The organism is Flavobacterium gelatinilyticum (assembly GCF_027111295.1).
GTDB lineage: Bacteria > Bacteroidota > Bacteroidia > Flavobacteriales > Flavobacteriaceae > Flavobacterium > Flavobacterium gelatinilyticum.
The window spans coordinates 3,902,449-3,927,407 of sequence record NZ_CP114287.1 but is presented as its reverse complement, the minus strand read 5'-3'; the positions used below and the strand labels follow the sequence as shown (position 1 = coordinate 3,927,407).

Annotated in this window: 23 protein-coding genes; 11 read left to right on the top strand and 12 right to left on the bottom strand. The window is 35.1% G+C overall.

What is annotated here, in order from left to right:
• Positions 1 to 20 precede the first annotated feature (20 nt).
• The 3 genes from OZP11_RS16675 to OZP11_RS16665 all read right to left on the bottom strand — a co-directional run bounded on the left by OZP11_RS16675 (position 21) and on the right by OZP11_RS16665 (position 3,442).
• Positions 21 to 704 carry a zinc metallopeptidase gene (locus OZP11_RS16675; RefSeq protein ID WP_281231684.1) on the bottom strand — a complete coding sequence of 228 codons (684 nt, stop codon included), beginning with the start codon at positions 702 to 704 and terminating at the stop codon, positions 21 to 23.
• A 97-nt stretch (positions 705 to 801) separates the two neighbouring features.
• The gene (locus OZP11_RS16670; RefSeq protein WP_281231683.1) at positions 802 to 1,437 is read right to left on the bottom strand and encodes a response regulator transcription factor; all 636 of its coding nucleotides are present in this window, start codon (positions 1,435 to 1,437) and stop codon (positions 802 to 804) included.
• The gene (locus OZP11_RS16665) at positions 1,430 to 3,442 is read right to left on the bottom strand and encodes a tetratricopeptide repeat-containing sensor histidine kinase (protein ID WP_281231682.1); all 2,013 of its coding nucleotides are present in this window, start codon (positions 3,440 to 3,442) and stop codon (positions 1,430 to 1,432) included. Before OZP11_RS16665 ends, OZP11_RS16670 begins: the two co-directional genes overlap by 8 nt.
• Before the next feature lie 164 nt (positions 3,443 to 3,606).
• On the opposite strand from OZP11_RS16665, the gene OZP11_RS16660 reads away from it, so the two are divergent.
• Entirely contained in the window at positions 3,607 to 4,035 is a 429-nt protein-coding gene (locus tag OZP11_RS16660) for an MmpS family transport accessory protein (RefSeq protein WP_281231681.1), read from the top strand.
• Positions 4,036 to 4,103: 68 nt separating this feature from the next.
• Here OZP11_RS16660 and OZP11_RS16655 read toward each other — a convergent pair whose 3' ends face one another.
• The 3 genes from OZP11_RS16655 to leuS form a co-directional block, all read right to left on the bottom strand.
• Positions 4,104 to 4,700, bottom strand: coding sequence for a hypothetical protein (locus OZP11_RS16655; RefSeq protein WP_281231680.1), 597 nt, complete (start codon positions 4,698 to 4,700; stop codon positions 4,104 to 4,106).
• Positions 4,687 to 5,160: an RNA polymerase sigma factor gene (locus tag OZP11_RS16650; protein WP_281231679.1), complete on the bottom strand. Its 474-nt coding sequence runs from the start codon at positions 5,158 to 5,160 to the stop codon at positions 4,687 to 4,689. Before OZP11_RS16650 ends, OZP11_RS16655 begins: the two co-directional genes overlap by 14 nt.
• A gap of 299 nt (positions 5,161 to 5,459) precedes the next feature.
• Positions 5,460 to 8,375 carry a leucine--tRNA ligase gene (gene leuS / locus OZP11_RS16645; RefSeq protein WP_281231678.1) on the bottom strand — a complete coding sequence of 972 codons (2,916 nt, stop codon included), beginning with the start codon at positions 8,373 to 8,375 and terminating at the stop codon, positions 5,460 to 5,462.
• A gap of 194 nt (positions 8,376 to 8,569) precedes the next feature.
• On the opposite strand from leuS, the gene OZP11_RS16640 reads away from it, so the two are divergent.
• The 7 genes from OZP11_RS16640 (at position 8,570) to truB (ending at position 14,762) form a co-directional block, all read left to right on the top strand.
• On the top strand, positions 8,570 to 8,917 hold the full coding sequence (locus OZP11_RS16640) for a winged helix-turn-helix domain-containing protein (RefSeq protein ID WP_281231677.1): 348 nt from the start codon (positions 8,570 to 8,572) through the stop codon (positions 8,915 to 8,917).
• A 180-nt stretch (positions 8,918 to 9,097) separates the two neighbouring features.
• Positions 9,098 to 11,101 (top strand): TonB-dependent receptor plug domain-containing protein, encoded by a 2,004-nt coding sequence (locus OZP11_RS16635; protein ID WP_281231676.1) that lies wholly within the window; start codon positions 9,098 to 9,100, stop codon positions 11,099 to 11,101.
• A gap of 18 nt (positions 11,102 to 11,119) precedes the next feature.
• Complete coding sequence (locus tag OZP11_RS16630) at positions 11,120 to 11,716, top strand: molybdopterin-dependent oxidoreductase (RefSeq protein WP_281231675.1); 597 nt, start codon at positions 11,120 to 11,122, stop codon at positions 11,714 to 11,716.
• A gap of 268 nt (positions 11,717 to 11,984) precedes the next feature.
• Complete coding sequence (locus OZP11_RS16625) at positions 11,985 to 12,860, top strand: cell division protein FtsX (RefSeq protein ID WP_281231674.1); 876 nt, start codon at positions 11,985 to 11,987, stop codon at positions 12,858 to 12,860.
• Between the two features lie 81 nt (positions 12,861 to 12,941).
• Positions 12,942 to 13,193, top strand: a complete 252-nt coding sequence (locus OZP11_RS16620) for a DUF3098 domain-containing protein (protein WP_281231673.1) — start codon at positions 12,942 to 12,944, stop codon at positions 13,191 to 13,193.
• A 76-nt stretch (positions 13,194 to 13,269) separates the two neighbouring features.
• The gene (locus tag OZP11_RS16615) at positions 13,270 to 14,067 is read left to right on the top strand and encodes an undecaprenyl-diphosphate phosphatase (RefSeq protein ID WP_281231672.1); all 798 of its coding nucleotides are present in this window, start codon (positions 13,270 to 13,272) and stop codon (positions 14,065 to 14,067) included.
• Complete coding sequence (truB, locus tag OZP11_RS16610; protein ID WP_281231671.1) at positions 14,067 to 14,762, top strand: tRNA pseudouridine(55) synthase TruB; 696 nt, start codon at positions 14,067 to 14,069, stop codon at positions 14,760 to 14,762. Before OZP11_RS16615 ends, truB begins: the two co-directional genes overlap by 1 nt.
• Before the next feature lie 358 nt (positions 14,763 to 15,120).
• Here truB and OZP11_RS16605 read toward each other — a convergent pair whose 3' ends face one another.
• Positions 15,121 to 15,738, bottom strand: a complete 618-nt coding sequence (locus tag OZP11_RS16605; protein ID WP_281231670.1) for a thioredoxin family protein — start codon at positions 15,736 to 15,738, stop codon at positions 15,121 to 15,123.
• Between the two features lie 192 nt (positions 15,739 to 15,930).
• Here OZP11_RS16605 and pyrH point away from each other — a divergent pair, with 192 nt between their 5' ends.
• The 3 genes from pyrH (at position 15,931) to OZP11_RS16590 (ending at position 19,893) form a co-directional block, all read left to right on the top strand.
• The gene (gene pyrH / locus OZP11_RS16600; protein WP_281235540.1) at positions 15,931 to 16,638 is read left to right on the top strand and encodes a UMP kinase; all 708 of its coding nucleotides are present in this window, start codon (positions 15,931 to 15,933) and stop codon (positions 16,636 to 16,638) included.
• Between the two features lie 75 nt (positions 16,639 to 16,713).
• Complete coding sequence (gene frr / locus OZP11_RS16595; RefSeq protein WP_281231669.1) at positions 16,714 to 17,277, top strand: ribosome recycling factor; 564 nt, start codon at positions 16,714 to 16,716, stop codon at positions 17,275 to 17,277.
• A gap of 120 nt (positions 17,278 to 17,397) precedes the next feature.
• Complete coding sequence (locus OZP11_RS16590) at positions 17,398 to 19,893, top strand: DUF5686 family protein (protein WP_281231668.1); 2,496 nt, start codon at positions 17,398 to 17,400, stop codon at positions 19,891 to 19,893.
• A 122-nt stretch (positions 19,894 to 20,015) separates the two neighbouring features.
• On the opposite strand, the gene OZP11_RS16585 is transcribed toward OZP11_RS16590, so the two are convergent.
• The 5 genes from OZP11_RS16585 to OZP11_RS16565 all read right to left on the bottom strand — a co-directional run bounded on the left by OZP11_RS16585 (position 20,016) and on the right by OZP11_RS16565 (position 24,787).
• On the bottom strand, positions 20,016 to 20,390 hold the full coding sequence (locus OZP11_RS16585) for a hypothetical protein (protein ID WP_281231667.1): 375 nt from the start codon (positions 20,388 to 20,390) through the stop codon (positions 20,016 to 20,018).
• A gap of 120 nt (positions 20,391 to 20,510) precedes the next feature.
• Positions 20,511 to 22,781: a cation:proton antiporter gene (locus OZP11_RS16580; RefSeq protein ID WP_281231666.1), complete on the bottom strand. Its 2,271-nt coding sequence runs from the start codon at positions 22,779 to 22,781 to the stop codon at positions 20,511 to 20,513.
• A gap of 113 nt (positions 22,782 to 22,894) precedes the next feature.
• The gene (locus OZP11_RS16575; RefSeq protein WP_281231665.1) at positions 22,895 to 23,614 is read right to left on the bottom strand and encodes a LytR/AlgR family response regulator transcription factor; all 720 of its coding nucleotides are present in this window, start codon (positions 23,612 to 23,614) and stop codon (positions 22,895 to 22,897) included.
• Positions 23,577 to 24,338, bottom strand: a complete 762-nt coding sequence (locus OZP11_RS16570) for a histidine kinase (RefSeq protein ID WP_281231664.1) — start codon at positions 24,336 to 24,338, stop codon at positions 23,577 to 23,579. The genes OZP11_RS16575 and OZP11_RS16570 overlap by 38 nt, the downstream gene beginning before the upstream one ends.
• Positions 24,339 to 24,439: 101 nt before the next feature.
• The gene (locus OZP11_RS16565) at positions 24,440 to 24,787 is read right to left on the bottom strand and encodes a hypothetical protein (RefSeq protein ID WP_281231663.1); all 348 of its coding nucleotides are present in this window, start codon (positions 24,785 to 24,787) and stop codon (positions 24,440 to 24,442) included.
• Positions 24,788 to 24,959: the final 172 nt, after the last annotated feature.

Here is a 24,959-nt window from a genome sequence, read left to right as displayed (position 1 = left end):
TAATTGACTAATTATCTCAATTAATTTCTCCTGTTTGAATAAATCGAAATATAGTACAACAGCGTTGCTATCGATCCTAAGGCAGCTACCACATAGGTTCTTGCCGCCCATTTTAAAGCATCTTTTGCTCCTGCCTGCTCTTCCTGTGTCAGCATATGTTTGTTTTCCAGCCATGCTAATGCTCTGTTACTCGCATCATATTCTACCGGCAGTGTTACAATAGAAAACAAAGTCGTTAAAGCAAAAATGATGATTCCGACTAAAAGTAATTGCGGAAAGGTTCTGATCATTAAAATTCCGGCCAGCAGAATCCACTGCATGAAATTTGAAGCTACACTTACAATAGGAACTAATTTTGAACGCATAGTTAACCATTCATAACCAATAGCGTGCTGTACCGCATGTCCGCATTCGTGAGCTGCTACAGCTGCAGCTGCCGCATTACGATGATTATAAACTGCTTCACTTAAATTTACCGTTTTGTCTGACGGGTTATAATGATCTGTTAACTGTCCCGGAGTCGAAATAACACGAACATCCCTGATTCCGTTATCAGCAAGCATTTTTTCTGCTATTTCGCGGCCGCTCATTCCGTTTCGTAATTGCAGCTTAGAATATAATTCGAATTTACTTTTAAGTTTTGAACTCACCATCCAGCTGAACAACATAATTGCTCCGGCGAGAATTAAATATCCACTTCCCATGTTTTATACTTTTTGATTGATTTTTAAAGTTACAAAACAAACATCAAATTATAAACCATTTTAACAAAATGCCATTTTGACATTTTTTCAGCCATTTTTAGTCCAAAAGATTGTTTTTTAGGAGCAGTGTAATCAATTCAGCTACATTTTTTGTCTTGTATTTCTGAAGAATATTTCTTCGGTGTGTCTGTACGGTCAAAAAGCTTAAGAATAATTCATCGGCAATTTCCTGTGTTTGTTTTCCTTTAGAAAGCAAAATCGCAATGTCTTTTTCTCGTCTGCTTAAACTCGGAACCACATCAAGGTCTTCAGACAAAGGCTGGCTTACAATCGTTTTTACCTCATCGCTGAACACAATTTCACCTTCAATGGCTTTATAAATACAGTTTTTAAATTCCTCAAACGAGGCATTTTTCAAAATATAACCGTTACCGCCGTTTCGTATAAACTGCATCACAAGACTGCGCTCCGACTGACTGCTCATTCCAATAATTACGATTTCAGGAAATTTTTGTTTAATCGATTTACAAAGATCAATTCCTGTTATCACCGGCAGAAAAATATCGACTAAAATTACATCGACTTTATTATTTTCGATATAATCCAAAAGCGTTACACCGGAATGCATTTTTTGCACAATTTCGACATTATCTAAATCCGAAAGCAGTCCAGTAATCCCCGAAATTACAATTGGGTGATCGTCGACCACTACCATTTTATACTTTTTATTCATTTTCCTGATTTTCGTTCAACACTTTCAATTCGATATAAATTGAAGTTCCTTCGTTTATTTTGCTATCTATTTCCAGTTTTCCGTTTAGAAATTCCACACGGTTTATAATATTCTTTAAGCCCATTCCTTTTTTGTTTTTAGATTCTGCCATATCGAACCCTAAACCGTTATCTTCAACGGTAATAAAAAAGACATCTTTATTCTGCGAACAGGAAACCAAAACCTGGGAGGCATTTGCATACTTTAAAGCATTATTGAGCAATTCCTGAATAATCCTGTAAATCATGATCTCATCGGTCTTGGATAATTTTGATTTTTTTATCAGATATTGAAATTCAATCTTCGTAACGACATTCGAATTAGCGGCGCATAAATCCCGTAGAGCATGTTCAAGACTGAGTTCTAATAAAGTTTCCGGCATTAAATTCTGCGAAATATTCCGAAGTTCCTTAATCGAATTATCCAGTAAATTACTTACTCCGGTAATAGCTTCGTCTTTTTCTTTCTGTGCCAGATTTAAATGAATTTTCAAACTCGATAACATACTCCCGAGGCCATCGTGTAAATCCCTCGCAATTCTCTTTCGTTCTACTTCTTCACCCTGAATCAGGGCTTTGGAAACCGAAAGTTTATGACGGCTTTCGAACGCATTCAATTCCTGTTTAAGGTTAATTTCTTTCTGGGCACTTAATTTCTTTTGATTTTTATTAAAAATCCACAAAAACAAAACGGTAAGAAACAACAAAAAAGACAATACCGCGAAAAGAATTGTATTTAAATGATTGTTGTAAACCATCAAAGCTGCTTTTTCATTTTCAGACTGCAGCAAAGAGATTTTTTTCTCGCTTTCGGCTTTTTTGTATTTGGCTTCCAGCTCTACGATTTCGGTTTTAAACTTACTGCTGTTTAAACTGTCATTTATAATATTGTATTTATGCGAATAATAATAGGCCTTATCATATTCTTTGGTCGCATTATAAAGTTTGGCCATTTCATTATAATAATCTTTTTTCTCTACAATAAATGGCGTGTTCTGCAGCAGATAATCAATATTAATTTTGGCTTTCTCATAATTTTTCAATTTAAAAAGCACTTCGTATTCAGCAAATTTTAGTCGGTTTAAGGCAATCGTGTTCTGATGTTTTTCTGCCGATTTAATTCCTTTGGCATAACTCTCCAAAGCATTATCACTTTTATTCTGCTTGGCGTAATAAATCCCTTCCGAATAATAATATGAATCATTGAGGTTCGATTCCGGGAAATCTTTTAAGGTCGAAAACGCTTTATCCAGCACTTTTTTGGCATCATAAAAATGTTTGAGCTCAACCAGATTTTCAGCATAAATAATATACGTTTCCATTTTAGATTCTGCAAGCGTAGGCGTTTTCCTCAATGCTCTTTCAATATATTTTTGGGCTTCGCTGAGATACTCGCTTGCTTTTTCGCGCTCGCTTGTATTCATAAAAATTATAGCAACCGACTTATACAATCCGCTGATAAGCTCGTAATCACGGCTTCTTTTGGCAATTGGGATCGCCTCGTTAATCAGCAGTTTCATGTACGCTTTTTCATTATTCTTGCGCTGCTGAATGATGCCGTAATTCTGAAGTATGATTGCCCGAAGACGGAATGCCTCGGTATCGTAATATTTTTTCAGCTGCTGATTGGCTTTTAAAAGTTCTTTTTCGAAACCGTCTAAATCTCCCTTCTGCAGAAAACTGGAAGAGTTATAATAAATAGCAGCGTCGTTTAAAAACGGGAATTGAGCTTTGAGTTTGTTTCCTTGTTCTAAATAGTGTTTGGATTTTTCGGCATCCTGAACCATCAGGTAGAGTTTGGACAATCTAAAACTATACAAACATTTTATACTATCTGATTTTGTGTTTTTAGTAACCCTGGCGATACTGTCAATATAAACAGAATCGTCATCCAGAGAAAGAATAACCTGTGAGTATGAAGCGGCGGATAAAATGAGTAAAAGTAAAAGAAAGTAATTTTTCTTCATAAAATGGTATTTGCCCAAATTTATTAAATTAAAACCCGTCTGGAAAAGGTTTTCGTTTTTTTTACCTGATTACAGGTAATATAAAATGCATTTTATCAGGTATTGACCTCCTTTTAATAAGCTGTTAATTTTGCTTTATTAATTAATCATTAAAAGTTTTGTATATGAAATCTATTTTAAAAACTATAGCACTTGCGCTTACTCTTGCTTTTACAGCAGGGTCTTGCAGCAGCGATGACAACAACGACAACGAAGAGGTAATTATTGAGGAACCAGTTGTGGTATCGAGAGATGTAAAATATGAAGTTACCGGAAATTTTACCGGAAAACTGGATGTCTCGTATATGGACAAAAGCGGTTCTCCTCAAATAGGAGATATTTTGGCACTTCCATGGGTTTTGGAATTCACAGCTGATGCAGATTCTGATGGTGCATTAGTTCACTCCTCTGGTTATGGCGGTGTAGCAGGACAAACTTTAACTGCAAAAATTTATGTTGGAGGAAAAGTAGTTTCTGAATTAACAGCAACTGCAAACTCAGAAGGGATTATCGTAGCTCACCCGAAGACCTACATATTCCCTAGACAATTTTAATAGGTTAGGATTTAATTTTTTGTTTTTGGAAAAAGAAAGAGCTTCGTAGAAATACGAAGCTTTTCTTTTTATACATCAAATTGATTGTTGATTTCTTCAAAAGCATGAATAAGATTGTTTATCTTTTCTTCTTGTTTTCTTATTTGTTTCGGGCGGAGATAAAACCAGTTAAACAACATCCATAATAAAGTTATTCCATAGGCCAAAGCAGCGCCCGTCAAGCTCATTCTGGCCGCATATTCATATATATACAAACAAATACCGGAAGTTAGAAGCAAAAAGTAAAGGCTGAGCATTTTGGTTTGCAAAAACTGCTGTTTCTTTTTAATTGTAATTAATCGCTGCAGGTATTCCTGATTACTTTGGGTCGAATCTATATTTTTATAACTGCCTGCTAGTTTATTATGTTTAAACAAATAGATCACCATCGCCAGTATTGTGATGATAATACCAATTTTAGTCGAAATAAACTGCGGCTGATAATACATCCAGACAAAAACTATAAAGGCACTTGTAGCAAAAAGAAGTACATTCATAATCCACAAACTGCGTAAAGCACCTTTTTTAAATTTACTTACTCTCGCCAGTAAATCCTGCATATCAGGCTGATTTATGGTTTGTTTTCTCCATAAATTTTTAAAATCAATAGTATTATCGTTGTCCATTTTCTTTAAATTTTTGAGTCAGTTTTTCTTTTATTCTGTAGATTTTTACCCGTACATTGGCTTCAGAAAGACCTATAATTTTAGCTATTTCTGCCTGTTTCACATCTTCCAGTTCCAATGAAATAATGATACGTTCTGTTTCGGGCAATTCTGCAATGCATTTATACAAAAACTGAATCTGCGGTTCTAATGAATATTGCTTTTCTTCTGAAAGATGAACGGGAAGTTCTGATTTTGGAAATCGCTTTTGTTTTTCGATCTGTCTCAGGCAGTTGTTTGAAGCAATCCTGAAAATCCACGTTCCAATTGCCGACTCATTACGAAAGGTTTCAAGTTTCTGCCAGACAATTATAAAGGTTTCCTGTGTGAGATCCTGAGCGGCATCATAATCGTTTACAAAACCCATACAAAGCCTGAAAATCCGATCCCAATAGGTTTTATATATTTCTTCGAATTCCATTTAAGATTTTATAAAAGTGTTTAGCTGTTCCGAATACAAGTTGTTGTCTCGTTTTAAATGTATAAAATAAGTCTTTTTCATTTTAATAGTTTTACGTTATTACTAATCGGATCCGTGGTTTGGATACGGGAACTATCAAAATGTTACAACATTTTTTAAAATTCTAAATACTAAATTCCATATTCCAATTGTTACGGATAGTTTTCCGCAGCGAATTCATGTCAAAAAAAGCACAAAAAAAATCCAAACCCCAACAGAGAATTGGAATTTGGAATTTTTATATTGAAATTTAAAGATTCTTAACCTACAAGATTGATAATCTTTCCAGGAACGATAATCACTTTATTTGGTGTTCTACCGTCTAAGTGTTTTTGTGTTCTTTCGTCTTTCATTACGATTTCTTCGATTTGCGCTGCTGTTAAATCCAAAGGCAGTTCGATTGTAAAACGCATTTTTCCGTTGAAAGAAACCGGATATTCTTTATTGGTTTCAACCAAATGTTTTTCTTCAAAAATTGGGAACGCAGCATCAGAAATTGAAGTTGTGTGTCCTAATTGCGACCATAATTCCTCAGCGATATGCGGTGCGTAAGGTGAAACCAAAATGGCTAACGGTTCTAAAATTGCTCTTGAATGACAATTTTGAGAAGACAATTCGTTAACACAAATCATAAACTGAGAAACCGAAGTATTGAAAGAGAAATTCTCAATATCATCTGCCACTTTTTTGATTGTTTTGTGTAATGATTTCAAGTTGTCTTTTGTTGGTTCATCGTTGTTTACAATTAAACCATTGTCATCAAAATACAATCTCCATAATTTTTTAAGGAAACCAAAAACTCCTGAAATACCGGCAGTATTCCAAGGTTTTGCCTGCTCTAACGGCCCTAAGAACATTTCGTATAAACGCAATGTATCAGCACCATATTCTGCACAAATATCGTCTGGAGTTACCACATTATAGTATGATTTCGACATTTTCTCAACCTCACGACCTACAATGTATTTTCCGTTTTCATCAAAAATAAATTCAGCTGTATTGAAATCTTCTCTCCAAGCTTTGAACTTTTCGATATTCAATTCATCCGAAGAATTAACGAAATTAACATCGACACGAATTGGCTGTACTTTTTGATCTTCAATTTTATTTTTAGACACAAAAGTATTTGTTCCTTCTAATCTGTAAACATAAGCCGTAGTCCCTAAAATCATCCCCTGATTGATCAGTTTTTTGAATGGTTCTTCGGTTGGAGCAAAACCTTTGTCTTTTAAGAATTTGTTCCAGAAACGAGAGTACAATAAGTGACCTGTTGCGTGTTCGCTTCCTCCAATGTATAAATCAACACTTTCCCAGTAAGCCAAAGCTTCTTTGCTTGCAAATTCATTTTCATTGTGCGCATCCATATAACGCATCCAGTACCATGAACTTCCAGCCCAGCCCGGCATTGTATTTAATTCTAAAGGAAAAATATGTACATTATCAATCAACTGCGTACTAACTACTGAAGACTGAACAGTGTCCCAAGCCCAAACTGCAGCGTTTCCTAATGGCGGTAATCCGTCTTCAGTCGGTAAATATTTCTCAACTTCCGGCAAAATAATTGGCAGATGCTGAGAATCAATCATTTTTGGAAGTCCATTCACATAATAAACCGGGAATGGTTCACCCCAATAACGCTGACGGGAGAAAACAGCATCACGCAAACGGTAATTGGTTTTACCTGTTCCCTGACCAATTTCTTCCAGTTTTTCGATGGCTTTTTTAGTTCCTTCTTTATAATTTAATCCGTTTAAGAAATCAGAATTTGCGATTTCAACGTTGTCTTTTGACCCGTAAGCCGCTTCAGAAATATGAACATTCGCAAAAATGTTTTTAATTTCCTGCATTCCGTTTTGACCTTTAAAGAAATTAGCAAAAGCATAATCTCTTTCGTCTCCGCAAGGAACTGCCATAACTGCTCCTGTTCCGTAACCTGCCAAAACATAATCTCCAATCCAGACCGGAATTGGTTCTTTTGTAAAAGGATGTTCAGCATAAGCTCCTGTAAACACACCAGAAATCGTCTTTACATCGGCCATACGTTCACGCTCAGAACGTTTTGATGTTTTTTCGATATAGGCTTCAACTTCTGCTTTTTGTTCCGGAGTTGTAATTTTAGCTACCAAATCATGTTCCGGTGCCAAAGTCATAAATGTTACGCCAAAAATAGTATCAGGACGAGTTGTGAAAACTTCAATAAAATTTGTTTCAGGTTTCACGTTTAAAGTTTCTCCGCTTTGTGGATCAACCTGAGACTTGAAACTTGAAACTTGAAACTTAACTAAAGCTCCAACACTTTTCCCAATCCAGTTTCTTTGCGATTCTTTGATTGATTCACTCCAATCAATTGTATTTAAGCCATCAAGCAAACGTTCGGCATAAGCAGAAATTCGCATGCTCCATTGTGTCATTTTTTTTCTTATAACAGGAAAGCCTCCACGCTCAGAAACTCCGTTTACGATTTCGTCATTTGCCAGAACCGTTCCTAAACCAGGACACCAGTTTACTTCTGTTTCTGCCAAATACGTCAATCTGTACTGCAAAAGAATTTTTTCCTGTTCGTCAGATGAAAATGCATTCCATTCGGCTGCAGAGAAAACAGCAATATTATCGTCAGAAACTGCATTTACATTGGCATTTCCATCTTTTTCAAAAATAGAAACCAATGTTGCAATATCTTCGGCTTTATCAGAATTTTTATTGTACCATGAGTTGAACAACTGAATAAAAATCCATTGTGTATGCTTGTAGTAATCCGGATTTGAGGTACGAACTTCACGTCCCCAGTCAAAAGAGAATCCAATTTTATCTAATTGTTTTCTGTAACCGGCAATTTGTTTTCCTTCTTTATCTACTCCTCCATCAATGTTTACACGTGTTGTATCTTCCGGACGCTGCCCTGTCTGAATTGCATACTGCTCAGCCGGCAATCCAAAACTGTCGTATCCCATTGGATGCAAAACATTAAATCCCTGATGTCTTTTAAAACGAGAATAAACATCTGAAGCAATGTACCCCAGCGGATGCCCAACGTGCAGTCCTGCTCCTGACGGGTAAGGAAACATGTCTAAAACATAATGCTTCGGTTTTTCAGAATTGTTTTTGGCAGCAAAAGTTTCATTTTCTGCCCAATACTTCTGCCATTTGGCGTCTATTTCGTTTGGATTGTATTTCATCTTAAAGGGTCAAAGTTGCAAAGAGGCAAAGTTGCAAAGCTTTACCACTTTAAATTATGGCGCAAATTTACATTTATTGTTCTTTGTTCCAAAGCTATTTCTCCGACAAACAAATAAAATAACGTTTTACGTATTCAACGTTACGTAAAAATACGTATTATTGCAATTACAAATACTTATTTACACTGAATTTAATGACAGCAAATAAGAAATACAATATCGAAGTACGGGTTTGGATTGAAGAAACTGAAGGGGCGTTTCTGGGAATTGGAAAAATCTGGCTTTTAGAAAATATCCAAAAAACAGGTTCTATAACCAATGCAGCTAAAGAAATGAAAATGGCGTACAGACAAGCCTGGCAGATGGTTGAAGAAATGAATCAGCGTGCAGAATCTCCTCTGGTCGAAAAACTTCTGGGCGGAAAAGGCGGCGGCGGGGCAAAACTAACAGAGGCCGGAGAAAAAGCAATTGCTATTTTTTATGAAGTTGAAAAACGTATAAAAGAATTCGCGCAAAAAGAAACACAACTTTTAAAGTTTTAAAAATTATAGCATTAATTTTAAGCATAGTTACGCCGGCTGTCCAATAAACTATGATTTCAGTCATGCTCTATATTTTTTAAAAGGCTTTTTTTTGCCGGAGAAAAAAGAAAATTAACTCACATCATTTTTTTTAAATAGCAGTATTCATTTTAAAACATACTGAAACTAAATATCGTAAATATGAAACTAAAATTTCTCTCGCTTTTGCTTCTTCCAATATTTGGACTGGCACAGCAGAACAATTCAAAACCAGCTGATTCTTTAAAAAATTCGAATGTTTTTATGCTTGGGGAAGTTATTATTACCAACCATCAGAACAAAGACACTTTGAACAGGGTAACATCAAAAACAATGGAATCCCAAAACAAAATGGAAGTTTCTAAAGCGCTGAACATGCTTCCGGGGGTCAGCCTGACAGCTTCGGGACCAAGAAACGAATCGATGGTTTCTGTTCGTGGTTTTGATTTAAGACAGGTTCCGGTTTATATGGACGGGATTCCGGTTTATGTGCCTTATGACGGTTATGTTGATCTTGCCAGATTTACCACTTTCGATTTGGCTGCGGTTGATGTTTCAAAAGGATTTTCATCTGTTCTTTACGGACCAAATTCGCTTGGCGGCGCTATAAATTTAGTTTCCAGAAAACCTTCTAAAAAACTGGAATACGATGGATCACTGGGAGTGATCAACAGCAACGGATACCGCGGTAATGTAAATATTGGTTCGAATATTGGGAAATTCTACTTTCAGGGAGGTTTCTCTTATTTAGACCGTGATTCGTACAGAATGTCTTCCAGCTTTGTTCCAACAGCCAATGAAAACGGAGGCCAAAGAGACAATTCATATAGAAAAGATCAAAAAATCAGTTTTAAAATTGGATGGACGCCGACTGAAAAAAGCGAATATGCGATTGGTTATATCAATCAGCAGGGCAAAAAAGCAAACCCTGTTTATACCGGAAACGATACTCAAAATTCTCTTTTGCTGAAACCGCGCTTCTGGCAGTGGCCAAACTGGGATAAAGAAAGTTTTTATTTTATTTCGAATTCTGCTTTTGATGACCAGAACAGTTTTAAAACCAGAGTTTATTTTGACCGTTTCAAAAATACTCTCGACAGTTATGACGATGCTTCGTATTCAGCACAAACAAAACCGTATGCATTCGAAAGTATTTACAACGATTATACTTTTGGAGGAAATCTGGAGTACAACACTAAAATTATCCCAAAAAACGACCTGAAAATTGCTTTTCACTTTAAAGAAGATGTGCACCGCGAAAACAATCTTGGCGAGCCGGTTCGTCATTTTATAGACAATACCGTTTTGGTGGGAATTGAAGATATATATAAAGTTACTTCAAAATTTACCGTAATTCCGGGTGTTAGTTACAACATCAGAAAAAACAATGAAGCCGAAGATTACAACAGCACGACAAAAGTAATTTCTGATTATCCTGAAGCCGGAGCAAGTGATGCGTTTAATGCTCAGATTGGTCTATTTTATCAGTTCAATAACGAAAACAAACTGGGCGCAACTGTTTCTCAAAAAACCCGATTTGCTACTATAAAAGACCGTTACTCATACCGAATGGGAACTGCAATTCCAAATCCGGACCTGAAACCTGAAAAAGCTGTTAATTATGAATTGAATTACACGGCAAATCTTTTTGGAAAAGTAACATTCCAGACGGCTGTTTTCTACAGTTCACTTTCGGATGCGATCTTAAGTGTGAGCAATGTTGAGCCGGGAAAATCGCAGATGCAGAATTTTGGTGAAGCTGAATATAAAGGAATCGAGGCCCAGCTGCATTATGCTGTTTTAGATAATTTGTCTCTTAACTTTAATTACACGTATCTGGAAAGAAAAAACATTACAAATCCAACTATTCATTTTACCGATGTTCCAAACACAAAAGTAATGGGAACTTTAGAGTACAGCCCTATAAAGATCCTGCGATTAATTGCCAATTCTGAGTTTAATTCGCCTCGTTTCAGTACAAGCTACGGCGCAAGGGTTTCAGATTATACGCTTTTAAACTTATACGGTTCAGGCAAAATCACTAAGAATTTCAGTCTCGATGCCGGAATCAATAATATATTTGACAAAAACTACAGTATTGTAGAAGGTTACCCCGAAGAAGGACGCAACTTTTTTGTAACACTTCGTTTTTTCAATTGGAATTAATTCAAAAACAAACTTTATATGAAAACACAAAATTACATTCTTGTTTTATTAATCGCATTTTCATGTGCGATGTGCAATTCTTCGAAAAAAGAAAAAGAAGAAACAGCTTCTACAGAAGAAACAATAAAAACCGATATTGACAAACACATTCCGCTGACTCCTGAGGACAGTTTAAAAATGGTTAACCATCAAATCGAAGTAAAAGGAGATGTTGAATTTCCATTACAGCTTACAGTTGATTCTTTAAAAAAGATGAAAGTCGTAACAATCGACGATTTTAAAGTAGTCTGCCAGAGCGGTCAGGTAAAAAAAGATGATAAAGTGTGCAAAGGTGTGCTTTTGAAAGATATTTTAGAAAAAGCAAAAATAAAACAGGATGGGCATAAAGACCGAAATTTTTATATTGTAGCAAGGGCTTCAGACGATTACAAAGCTACTTTTTCATGGGCAGAAATTTTTAATAATCCTACCGGTGAAAATGCTTTTGTTCTTTTTGAAGAAAACGGAAAACCAATTAAAAACGGCGAAATGATAGCGATTTGCAAAAACGACATCAAAACCGGGCCGCGTCATGTTTACTGGCTGAAAAGCATCGAGGTTTATAAAGTTAAATAATGGCACTAAGACGCTAAGATTCTAATTTTTAAATCTGGACGCATCTAAATAACGCAAAGTTCGCGAAGCTTTCTCAAAACAAAGCTTTGCGAACTTTGCATTTTTTTAAACATTAAAAATCTTTGCTTACTTTATGGTTAAAATTATTTTTTACAATAAAAATCAACTTTTTATTCAACAGGGAATCGTACATTTATAGTATAAAAGTTTGTTATTAACTTTAAATAAAGAAATTGTTTATTATTTTTACCACAAATTTAAACGCAGTATGAGTTCCAATTTTGATAAATTTCAAAAACGCAGGTTAATTTCCTCTTATTTTTCGGTAGTTTTAAGTGTATTTCTGGTTTTATTCCTTTTAGGAGTACTGGGATTATTTATTATTAATTCTAATAAACTGGCTGACGACTTTAAAGAAAAAATTGCTATGACGGTTTTCTTTAAAAATGAGGCAAATGACAGTATTATCACAGCTTTTGACACTGAACTTAAAAGAGCGCCTTTTGCCTTATCTCATGTTTATGTAACTAAAGAAAAAGCGGCAAAAGAACATACTGATATTATTGGAGAAGATTTCCTGACTTTTTTAGGTGAAAACCCATTATTGAATTCATACGATATTCATTTAAAAGCTGATTATGTTGAACGTGACAGTATTTTAAAAATCGAAAGTGCTTTGCGTAAAAATACTATGATCGAAGATATTGTTTACGACAAACAATTGGTAAATCTGGTAAACGACAATATCAAAAAAGTAAGTATGTGGATTTTGATTATCAGCGGTTTCCTTACTGTAATTGCAGTTTTATTAATCAACAGCTCACTACGTTTATCTATACATTCCAACCGTTTTATCATTAAAACCATGCAGATGGTGGGTGCTACAAAATCGTTTATCCGTAAACCTTTTGTCATGAGAAGCATCAAATTAGGAATATTGGGTGCTTTATTAGCAATCATTGCCTTAATTGGTCTTTTATTCTATGTTGAATCAAATTTCCCCGGATTAGGAATTTTAGAAGAAAAAGCACTGATCGGATTGGTTTTACTGGCTGTTTTTGGATTCGGAATCCTTATTACCTGGATAAGCACTCACATTGCAACGCAGCGTTTCTTAAACTTAAGAACAGACGATCTTTACTAATTTCAAACTGCTGATTTTAGATTTACTATTTAAATAAATCACTCTTTGCTTTGCTCGGGCTTTAGGGATAAAAAAATAAAAATGAAAAATAATTTTAAAGAAGAACAGCCTCAAAAACACGAATTTCTTTTTGATGGTATAAACTATAAAATCTTATTAATTGGAATCGCGGTTATCGCCTTAGGATTTATCCTGATGTCTGGCGGAGGAAGCCACGATCCAAATGTTTTTAATGAAGATGTATTTAGTTTCAGACGTATTCGTTTAGCTCCAACCACCGTTTTAATTGGTTTTGGAATCACGATTTATTCTATCTTCAAAAAATCAAAATAAATAGATCAAAGGTTTTAGTAATCCTGAGTAAAGCGAAGGAAATCTAAAATCTGAAATCTAAAATCTAAAAACCTAAATGAACACATTACAAGCTATCGTTCTTGCCATTATTGAAGGAATAACAGAATTTTTACCGGTTTCTTCAACAGGCCACATGATTATTGCCTCTTCTTTTTTCGGAATCGCTCATGACGATTTCACTAAACTTTTTACAATTGTCATTCAGCTGGGCGCGATACTATCCGTTGTCATTTTATATTTCAAACGTTTCTTTCAGACATTTGATTTCTATTTTAAACTTTTAGTGGCTTTTATTCCTGCCGTGGTTTTAGGCCTGCTATTAAGCGATTTTATCGACGGTTTATTAGAAAATCCTGTTACTGTTGCCGTATCTCTTTTACTGGGAGGTATTATTTTATTAAAAGTTGATGAATGGTTCAACAAACCAAACGATCCCGAAGTTTCAACTGAAATCACATATGCAAAAGCCCTGAAAATTGGATTATTTCAATGCCTTGCCATGATTCCGGGAGTTTCACGAAGCGGTGCCAGTATTGTGGGCGGTATGTCGCAGAAATTAACAAGAACTTCTGCAGCTGAGTTTTCATTCTTTTTGGCTGTACCAACTATGTTAGGCGCAACGGCAAAAAAATGCTACGACTATTACAAAGCCGGATTTGAGTTATCTCACGATCAGATAAACATTTTAATCATCGGGAACATTGTGGCTTTTATTGTCGCTCTTTTAGCTATTAAAACTTTTATTGGTTTCCTGACTAAAAACGGTTTTAAAGTTTTTGGTTATTACCGAATCATTGCCGGAATCATTTTATTACTGATCCACTTTTTTATTCACCCGCTTACGATTATATAATGACACCTGAAGAATATTTAAACGGACAAGTTTTATTGATAGACAAACCTTTAAAATGGAGTTCGTTTCAAGCTGTCAATAAATTAAAATATCTTTTAATTAATAAAGCCGGGCTTCCAAAAAAGTTCAAAATCGGCCATGCCGGAACTTTAGATCCGCTGGCAACAGGCTTATTATTAATCTGCACCGGAAAATTTACCAAGAAAATTTCTGAACTCCAGGGTCAGGCAAAAGAATATACCGGAACATTTTATATAGGAGCCACTACTCCGTCTTACGATCTTGAAACCGAAATCGACCGGACTTTCCCAACAGAGCATATTGATGAAGCTTTGATTTACGAAACAGTGAAACAATTTTTGGGCGAAATCGACCAGAAACCGCCTATTTTTTCAGCGATCAAAAAAGACGGTGTACGTTTATATGAACATGCACGTGCCGGAGAAACAATAGAAATTGAAAGCAGAAAAACCACGATTCATGAATTTGAAATCACCAGAATCGAATTGCCTGAAATTGACTTTAGGGTGGTATGCAGTAAAGGAACTTATATACGTTCGCTTGCTTACGATTTTGGAAAAGCAATGAATTCAGGTTCGCATTTAACGGTTCTTCGCCGCACTAAAATTGGCGATTATGATGTAAAAAATGCAATAGATATAACCTTATTTGAGGACAGCTTTAAACAACAGTAAAAAAAGAAGCACATTACTACTGTATGCGGTAATGTGCCAACTTCTAAAATAATGTTGCGTCATATTTGTTTTGATTAGTAGTGAGAAATACTTTTTCCACCAAACAAATACATCGAAAAAAAATCGTAAAACCTTTCGAATAACTTTTTCATAATAGTGTTTTTTAATGGTTAATATTAATAGACACCGGTACAAAGAGTAAATCAAAAAATCTATAATAGAAGTGGGATCTTGAAAGCAAGATACAAAATTTTGTTTTACAAAAAACACTTCTTTACTTTTTTTAAACTTTTATTACATTTATTATCAACTTGTTATCCAAATTTATCAGCAGATAATTTTATAAAATTCAAAACTTTTATAATCGGTTGTATTTTATATTTTCCATAATTTCAATCAGCTCTTCCTGAATAGAAATCCCTTTATCGGCCAGATACCACAATTGAAGATCAGTCTTAATTTTTTCATCAATTACACCAAACTGCTTTTTATATTCTGCCATTAACTGTACTGCCCCTTTAGGTCTTGGTCCCCAGTCTGCACGCACAATTCCGGCTTCTTTGCAAATAATAATGACTTTAGGAATTGCTTTTCCATTGTTAGTCAGGTATTGATTCATTAAAGCTTCATTTTCGTCGCGAAGGACAATTCTAAGATCAATTTTCTTGTCAGAAGCCAGTGCCATTTTATTTAAAACAGGAAGAATCTGGGCTGCATCACCACACCAGCCCTCAGAAATTACCAGCCATATAAAATGATTGTTCAGGTTTTGAAGTTTTTCAGTAATCGAATCAGAAATTGTGATTGTTTTTTCCAAACGGTTCATTCTGGCTTCGTTAAGTTTCGAATAATTGGTAAGATTTTCAGACTGCTCACTTCCTGTTGATTTTCCTTCAGAAAGCAAATCGGTTACTAACTTTCTGTATTCAGCATACGAGTGGCTGTTGAATAATGCTTTAGCTACAGTACTTTTCATAGATATTTTTTTTTGCTTATATAAAAGTACGGATTTAAGAAAGATGCCTCAATGACTTTTATCACATTCAATTCAAAAAATAATAAAAGTCTTTATAAAATTAAAAAATCAAAGCTCCATTAATTTTTTGAAAACATTATTTTTAAAAATCAGAATATGTCTATATTTGCACAAATTAACGCAACACGAAACATGAAATATAAAAGAATTCTTCTAAAGCTTAGCGGCGAGGCCTTAATGGGTGATTTACAGTACGGAATTGACCCGAAAAGATTAGGCGAATATGCAGATGAAATTAAGCAGATTCACGACAAAGGAGTAGAAATTGCGATCGTTATTGGAGGAGGAAATATTTTTAGAGGAGTTGCCGGAGCAAGTGCGGGAATGGACAGGGTGCAAGGAGATTACATGGGAATGCTTGCTACTGTTATTAACGGAATGGCTTTGCAGGGCGCACTTGAAGATAAAGGAATGAAAACGAGACTGCAGACTGCTCTAAAAATGGAATCTATCGCAGAGCCTTATATTAAAAGAAGAGCAGACCGCCACCTTGAAAAAGGAAGAATCGTAATTTTTGGAGCCGGAACCGGAAATCCTTATTTTACAACAGATACCGCAGCGGTTTTAAGAGGTATCGAAATCAATGCTGATGTTATCCTTAAAGGAACCCGCGTTGACGGCGTTTACGACTCTGATCCTGAAAAAAATGCAGCAGCAGTAAAATTTGATTTCATCTCTTTTGATGATGTTCTGAAAAAAGGGTTAAATGTAATGGACACAACTGCTTTTACTTTAAGTCAGGAAAACAAACTGCCAATCGTTGTTTTTGATATGAACAAAATTGGAAATCTTTTAAAAATCTGCGAAGGCGAAAACATCGGAACTGTAGTAAATATATAGTAATCAGTAACCGTTTACAGTCACAATGCTGGCTTTTACCGGAAACTGATAATAAAAAACGAAAACGAAAAAAAAATGACTGAAGAAATCGATTTTATATTAGAAAGTACTGAAGAATCTATGAACGGTTCTATTGCACACTTAGAAAAAGAATTTCTAAACATTCGTGCAGGAAAAGCTTCTCCGGCAATGCTTGGAGGTGTTTTTGTTGATTATTACGGATCTGCAACACCACTTTCTCAGGTATCAAAAATCAGTGTTCCTGATGCAAGAACAATTACATTGCAGCCTTTTGAAAAAAATATGCTTCAAACAATCGAAAAAGCTATTTTGATTGCCAATATTGGTTTTAACCCAATGAACAACGGAGATATGATTATCATAAGTGTACCGCCTTTAACAGAAGAGCGCCGTCGTGATTTGGCAAAACAGGCAAAAGTTGAAGCTGAAGATGCAAAAATTGGTATTCGTAACTCTCGTAAAGATGCGAACACTGACATTAAAAAATTAGAAAAAGAAGGAACTTCTGAAGATATCTGCAAATCTGCCGAGGAAGAAGTTCAGAATTTAACAAATGCATATATTAAAAAAATTGACGAATTACTGGCTTTAAAAGAGGCAGAAATCATGAAAGTTTAATTTTTTTTAAAATAATTTTTAGAATCCGTTTAGTTATTTTTATACTAAACGGATTTTTTTATTGTTATTTTTGCATACCAAAATCAATTTTTTCCGGTTTCCGAATCTATATAATTCTCTATGAGGCTATTTTGTTTACTGACTTTATTCTTTACGCTTAGTATTCAGGCGCAGTTTCAAATAAATGGAATTGTCACTGATTCAGAAAACAAGCCCCTTCCTTTTGCCACAATTACGACTTCTGAAACGAACAATACTATCACTGATGTTGACGGTAAATTTATTCTCAATGTCACTTCAAAATCCGGTGTTTTCAAGGTGTCCTATATTGGGTTTCATAGTGTTGTAATTTCTTTACAGGAAGCTAAAAAGTTTTATCCGGTTTCTCTTGTTCAAAAAACAGATGATTTACAAGAAGTGATTGTTTCAAATGAAAATCCGGCTTTAACAATCATCAAAAAAGTTATTGCCAGCAAGCACAATAATAATCCGCAGAAAAAACTCAGCACTTTCGAATACAAAACATACAACAAACTTATTGTAACTGCTAATCCCGATTCGATTCAGGGCCGAATTGATTCGTCTGCCGTTTATAAAGATTTAAATAAAAAGAAAATAAACATCGATTCATCTGATTATAAGTTCAAAGAAATAATCAGCAGACAGCATTTGTTCCAGACCGAAAAAGTATCACAGTATCAGTTTGGAAACAACAAACTAAAAGAAACGGTTCTGGGCACAAAAATAGCCGGTTTTAAAAACCCTATTTATGAAGTTATTGCCTTTAACCTTCAGTCGATTTCAATTTACGACAACAAATACGAGCTTTTTGAAACAAAGTATGAAAATCCTATTTCAAATACAGCTCCTTCTTCTTATAATTATAAATTACTCGATACCGTAACCATAAAAGGCCGCGAAACTTTTATGATCTATTTTAAAAATAAGCATAAAAGAAAAGCGTCCGGACTTGAAGGTGTTTTGTACATTGACAAAGAAAACTTTGCTATTGCAAAAGCGGTCATGCGTATAAAAGGCGTTTTGGACATCAGCGGTATTCATGAATTTGATTATGTGCCGAATGAAAAAATCTGGTTTCAGAGCAACACGACTTTTAAGATTGTAAAAGGAAAAAATGACGATGATATTAAGATTTTAGGAGGAACGATTCAGTTTGACGGGGATATTTCGGAGGATTTTGAACCGAGAAAAAAAACAGCATCAGACTTCACCTACCTGATTTCTGAAAGCAACAATTTTGATATTCATTACAACAATCCGGCTGTTATAAGCAATCCTTCGCTTTACATTGAAATTAAAGATGATGCAGGCGAGAAACCGGAATATTTCTGGATCAAGAACAGGAAAGAAGCATTAGATTATAAAAGTCAGAAAACATATCAGCTTCTGGACAGTATATCAGTAAGCAACCGAATTGAAAAAAAGCTGGGATTTGGCCGAAAAATCATTAACGGTTATATTCCCGTTGGTCCGGTTGATATCGATTTAAAGAAAATTATCAGTTATAATAATTACGAAGGTTTTCGTCTGGGGCTTGGCGGTGTAACCAACGAAAAATTTTCTAAGCATTTCAGATTGGAAAGTTATACGGCTTACGGTACAAAAGACGGCAATTTAAAATACAATATAGGCGCCGGAGTATTATTGGACAGATATACCAATACCTGGCTGAACGGTTCATATACAGATGATGTGCGGGAGATTGCGAGTACACTTTTTGCTGTTGACAAGCGTGTCTTTAAAATCTACGATCCGCGTCCCATCAACATTAGTACTTTTTATCATTACACCGGCTGGAAAGCAAATGTTCAGACGAAGATTATTCCAAAGACCGAAGCTGTAATTGAGCTCGCCAGAACGTATGTTGAACCTAAGTTCGATTATCTTTTTTATTACAACGATCAGTTGTACTCAAGTTATATTATGACAACGGCGATGATTTCGCTTGTCTGGGCACCATTCAGCGACTTTATGCAAACACCGACGGGAAGAACAGAGTCCGATAAAAGATTCCCAAGATTTACTTTTCAGTACACGCAGACACTGCCGGGTGTTTTGGATAATGATTTTAGTTTTGGAAAAATAGATTTCAAAACCGAATATGAAAAGAAATACCTAAACGGTCAGAAAACGAGTCTTCTTTTACAAGGCGGATATGCCATGGGCGATGTGCCGCTGACGCATTTGTACAATACAATGCCCAACAACTTAAATAAAGAAACAATTATACAGCGTATTACTTTTGCGGGAAGAAACAGTTTCGAAACGATGTTTTTTAATGAGTTTTTCTCAAGCCAGTATGTTTTCTTTCAGGCAAAACACGGTTTTAAACGACTTCAAATCCTGAAAAAAGTACGTCCTTCTGTGGTTTTAGTAACCCGAATGGCGTGGGGAAATATGAATAAACCGGAACAGCACGTTGGACCAGTGTACAAAACGCTTGACAAAGGTTTCTTTGAATCGGGAATCGAATTAAACAAAATCTACAAAGGCTTCGGACTTGGCGGTTTCTATCGTTACGGTCCAAATCAATTACCGGGATTTGATGATAATATTGCAGTTAAGATTTCTTATGTGCTTGACTTGGGACTTTAGGAATTATAATTTGGGCGCCTTTTATAAGAGATCTAATTTTTTTACAACAAAAACCCTGTCAAAGCCTTTTAAAACTCCAACAGGGCTTAAAACAGACACACTTAAATCAGGAATTTTGAATCCTATTTTTTAGTGTAAAGTCCCGGAATATGGCCTTTTGATTCCAGTTGCTTATTATTTTTATTTATAAAAATGAATCTTAGCGGAACGCCTCCATTAACACCATAATAATCAAAAATATAACTAGTAGAATTATCGGTAATTACCTGAACCTTATTTAAATTTTTAAAATTAGATTTTTGTGATTCTTTACCGAAAGAGTAACCATTGTAGCTGATATCACCTTTTGTAATTATTAATTCCGCACCCGTAATATTCTCTCTCCAACTTCCCTGCAGCCAAGAAGGAGATTTTATAAAATTTATATCCTCAGTATTCTGAGAACAAGACAAGAACAATAACGACACCAGCAATAAAAAGATTTTTTTCATTTTCATTTATCAGATTTTAATTAAGCTGCAAATATAAGAATAAACTTATATTATAAAACTAATCCTACAAATCAATAAGAAAAAAATAACAAATTAGAGTATGGTTTGAAACTTTAATATTCTAAATTAAGGTTTAAGAATCAAGACAGAAGGTGTATTATTCAGCCATGTACTTTGCGATTCGATTAATTTTTTCCAGCTGTCTAAACTAATGATCATTAAATTCTGGCTTTCCAAAAATTCTTTTTTGAGTATTTTATCGTGCATAATCATAATATGATTTGGAGCAATTTGTTCGATAGAACGAATCGTTTCCTGAATCTCACGCGTGTTTTTTACTTCTCCGCCGGCATCAAGAACTATAATCTGTGAACCATTATTATTGATAAGCTTTTTAGCATATTCAATTAAAAACGCATCCTCTTTACTGAATATCGGAATAAAAACCTGATTCACCTCTTCAAGATCTTTATCTATAAAAATACCCACAGGCATTTTGGTTTTGGTAATAATGTGACGGGTTCTTTCATCAAAAGGAGAATTCTCGAACAATCCCTCTTTTCCGGTAAACTTATCAATTAGACGATCGGGATTTACGATCCGGGTTGTAAAACCAAGAATCTTTCCAAGCAGTGTTCCGTCAAAAATCGATTGTCCCAGACCAACCAGTAACAAATCATATTCTCCCTGATTTGCAGTATCTATAATATCCGTATCAATATCATTCGAAACTTTAAAAAGACTTACCATGTTCTGGTTCAGTTTATGCGATTCATCTACAACCGGAACCAGCATTTTGCGTTCATACTCTTTTACATCAAACGAATGTATTTCGGTGCTTAAGGACAAGTGCATGGCCGTTACGATCGAATTATCCTGCTGTTTTTTTACTAAACTGCTGGCAATTTTAAGCAGTTTTTTTCCTCTTTCCGGAGCAGCAAACGAAAGCAGGATTTTATATTTGCTTTTATTCCCTATTTCCTGAGGAATTGCGGTTATTTTATCCTTAAAAACAAATCCGATAAAGTCTAAAGCAGGCCCCGTCATAAAAGTGGTTACCAGCGCCATAATTACCATCATGGTAAATATTTCTGTAGACAAAACGCCCAGATCATACCCAATATTTAATACTACGAGTTCCATTAAACCGCGTGTATTCATAAGAGCACCTATTGCTAAACTGTCTTTCCAGTTTTGTCCCATAAATCTGGCTGCCAAAGCACTCCCAAAGAATTTACCCACTACAGCCACCAGAATAATTAAACCTGTAATTTTCCAAAGGTCCGGATCATTCAGCAATCCTATTTGCGTGCGAAGTCCCGTAAAAACGAAGAATAACGGCAGCAACATGATAATAGAAACGTCTTCGACTTTTTCGATAAATATATTTCTGAATTTATTGTTTTCAGGCATAATAGCTCCTGCCAGGAAAGCCCCGAATAAAGCGTGAATTCCGATTAATTCTGATGCATAAGCCGAAAACAAAAGTGTTAGAAAGAAAATTGCCACTACTGGTTTATTCAAACTTTCGCGTGTTGAGTTTAAATCGCCGACACGTTTCAGGAACGGACGAACAACCTTCAGCATGATTATTACATACAAAATTGCCATCCCGATCACATATAAAGAACTCGAAAGAGAACCTGCTTTTACAATCGCAATAACAACTGCCAGTATACACCAGGCTGTAATATCATCTGCCGCTGCGCAGGTTATGGCAATTGTTCCCAATTTGGTTTTCTGCATGCCGCGTTCCTGCACAATTCTGGCCAAAACGGGAAAAGCGGTAATACTCATGGCAATTCCCATAAACAATCCGAAAGAAGAAAACTCAACACCCAATGGAGCATACGTTTCATAAATAAAAAAAGCCAGGGATAAACCTAAAGCAAACGGAATTACGATACTGGCGTGACTGATAACAACAGCATCATGCGCTTTGTTTTTCAGCACTTTCAAATCCAGTTCCATTCCGATAACAAACATGAAGAGAATTAAACCAATCTGGCTCAAAAACTGCAGGTTTCCTAAAGATTCTTTTGGGAACAAAGCGGCCGAAAATTCCGGAAAGTACATCCCTACCAAAGACGGTCCTAATACAATTCCTGCAATCATTTCGCCAATTACTGATGGCTGTCCTATTTTTCTAAAGAACCATCCAAACAAACGGGCAACTAAAATTATGGTTACGATCTGCGCCAGTAAAATGGCCAAAGGATGCTGCAGGTTTTCGCCCATCGAATGCAGAAAGTCTTTCCAATGATTACTTTCTACACTTTTCTTTACAATATTACGTCCTGCTTCTAACGAAACACCTTTTGAAATCACCCAATATATCAGTGCTGTAAAACCACCAATAATGGTAACATAAAACAGAGAGTTCTTAATACTATTCATAACTCGATCTTTAGATTTATTGCAGCAAATATCTTAACTGTGAATGTAGCGAAAAAGTAATTCTCAAGCTAATTTTAAATGTATGTAATAAGTCTGAAAAATTTTGTAACAAGTTAGATCTTAACTTTCTTCAGGAAATCGGCGCGGTAAGTTTCGCTCAAAATTAAGGAGGCATTTTTATTATTCTCCTCTACATGATGAAGGACAATTTCGTTGTGATTAAAAAACTTGATAGCCTTTACGGCTACAATCTCTTTTTTATTAATACGGCAGAAATCGGCATCTGGCAGTTCATTCAGGAGGGTATCAAATTTTACGTTTTTTAGGTTCAGGAAACTTCCATCGGCAAGTAAAACCGTTTTGTCACGGCTGTCGCTTACAGCTGTTTTTATGTATTGGATTTTATTAAAATACAACAGTGTTTTTCCTTTATCTGTATTAAGCTGAATGAATTTTTTAGCCGAATCTGATTTATTAAAACGCTCAAAAGCTTTTGAAATCGCTTTTTGCAGACGTTCCAGTTTTACCGGTTTTGTAATATAATCAACAGCATCAATATTAAAAGCTTCGGCGGCATATTCTTTATATGCAGTACAAAAAATCACTAGTTTATCCTGCAGTTTTTCGACCAGATGAAGTCCGTCAATACCCGGCATTTCTATATCTGAAATCAGTAAATCGAAATCCAGATCAGAAACATCAGATAAAAGCTTCTCAGGATTGTTGTACGTTTTTACGATTTCCAGTTCCGGAATTTGTTCGCAGAGCATTTTCAGGTACGTTAATCCCGGAATCTCATCGTCCAGAAGCAAGCATTTCAGTTTTGTATTCAAGTAAATCTATTTTTAGATGAGCAATATAAACATCGTTTTCTATAAAACGGTCCAATTTGAAATGATTTTTGTAAATAATACGCAGACGATGCTCCAGAGTGGCATGTCCAAAACCGCTTCGCTCCTTTTTCAATACTTTTTTATCCGAGATTTTATTCGAAACCGTCATAAAAAACGCATTGTCTTTAAATTCGAAAACTACCGAAATAAAAGCGTCGGCACTTTGAAGATCCGCATGTTTAAATGCATTTTCGATTAAATCAATAGAAATAAGCGGTGCCAGCAAAGGCTGTTCATACAATTTATCTTCCTGATTAAGATTTGTTTTAACCTTTAATTCAAAAAGCGGACTGATTTTTATTTTATTGATTTCGATGAGATTCAGTGCAAAATCAATTTCTTCCTTTGCCGTCACGAATTTCTTTTTGCTTTCGTATAAAATATAATCCAGAACATTGGCAAGTTTATCCAGGGCAAAGTACGTCTGATAGGCGTGTGACTGAATGGAATTCAAGATATTCTTAAACAAATGCGGGTTCAGTTTCGACTCCAGATTCTCCAGCTGTAAATCGTTTACCTTAGATTCTAAAGCATAAAAACTCTTTTCAGCATTGTCTTTTGCTTTTTTAGTCTGCATTAATTGATACAGCATAAAGCAAATTATGACAATTAAAAGCAAGAGAATTGCTAAGAAAATATAAATAAGTGTATCGTTTTGCTGCATTTTTTAAGACTCCCAAATTTTTTTTAATGATCCTCTATAATAGATAAAAATTCCAATTGTTAAAACCAAAAAACTAGATAACCAAAGATAATAACCTAAATCTAATGAAAATCAGCCATTGCGCCACTTTCTGCTCCTAATATTTCATTCCAAAAAGAAAAAGAAATTGCTAAGCAACAGGCTGAAAAACTGGAAAGGACAGCTTTTTTATCATTATTCTTAATAAAATGAATAAGTGCAAATAAGCTCAAAGGATTTGCCATCCAAATAATTTGTTCCAACAGCCCCCCGCCAAAAAAAGCAATTGATCCCATGAAAAAATAATCAATAGACGAAGCCTCTTTTATTTCATTATTGTAATTAAAAGTAATCGCATTTTGAGTTAAGGAAGCTCCAAACAATGATAGACTTAAAATAATAATGAACATTTTATTTTTTCCAGAATCCATTCTTTTAATAAAGTTCTTACAGTACGACTTTGTGTTACGTTTCTATTTTTACCACAAATATGAGAAAAGCTAATGATTAAATTATAAAAACCAAGAAAATTATCATAATTACAAGGCGTTCAAATTTGTGTTAACATTAAGTAAAATAGAATGGAATATTTATGATTTCTAG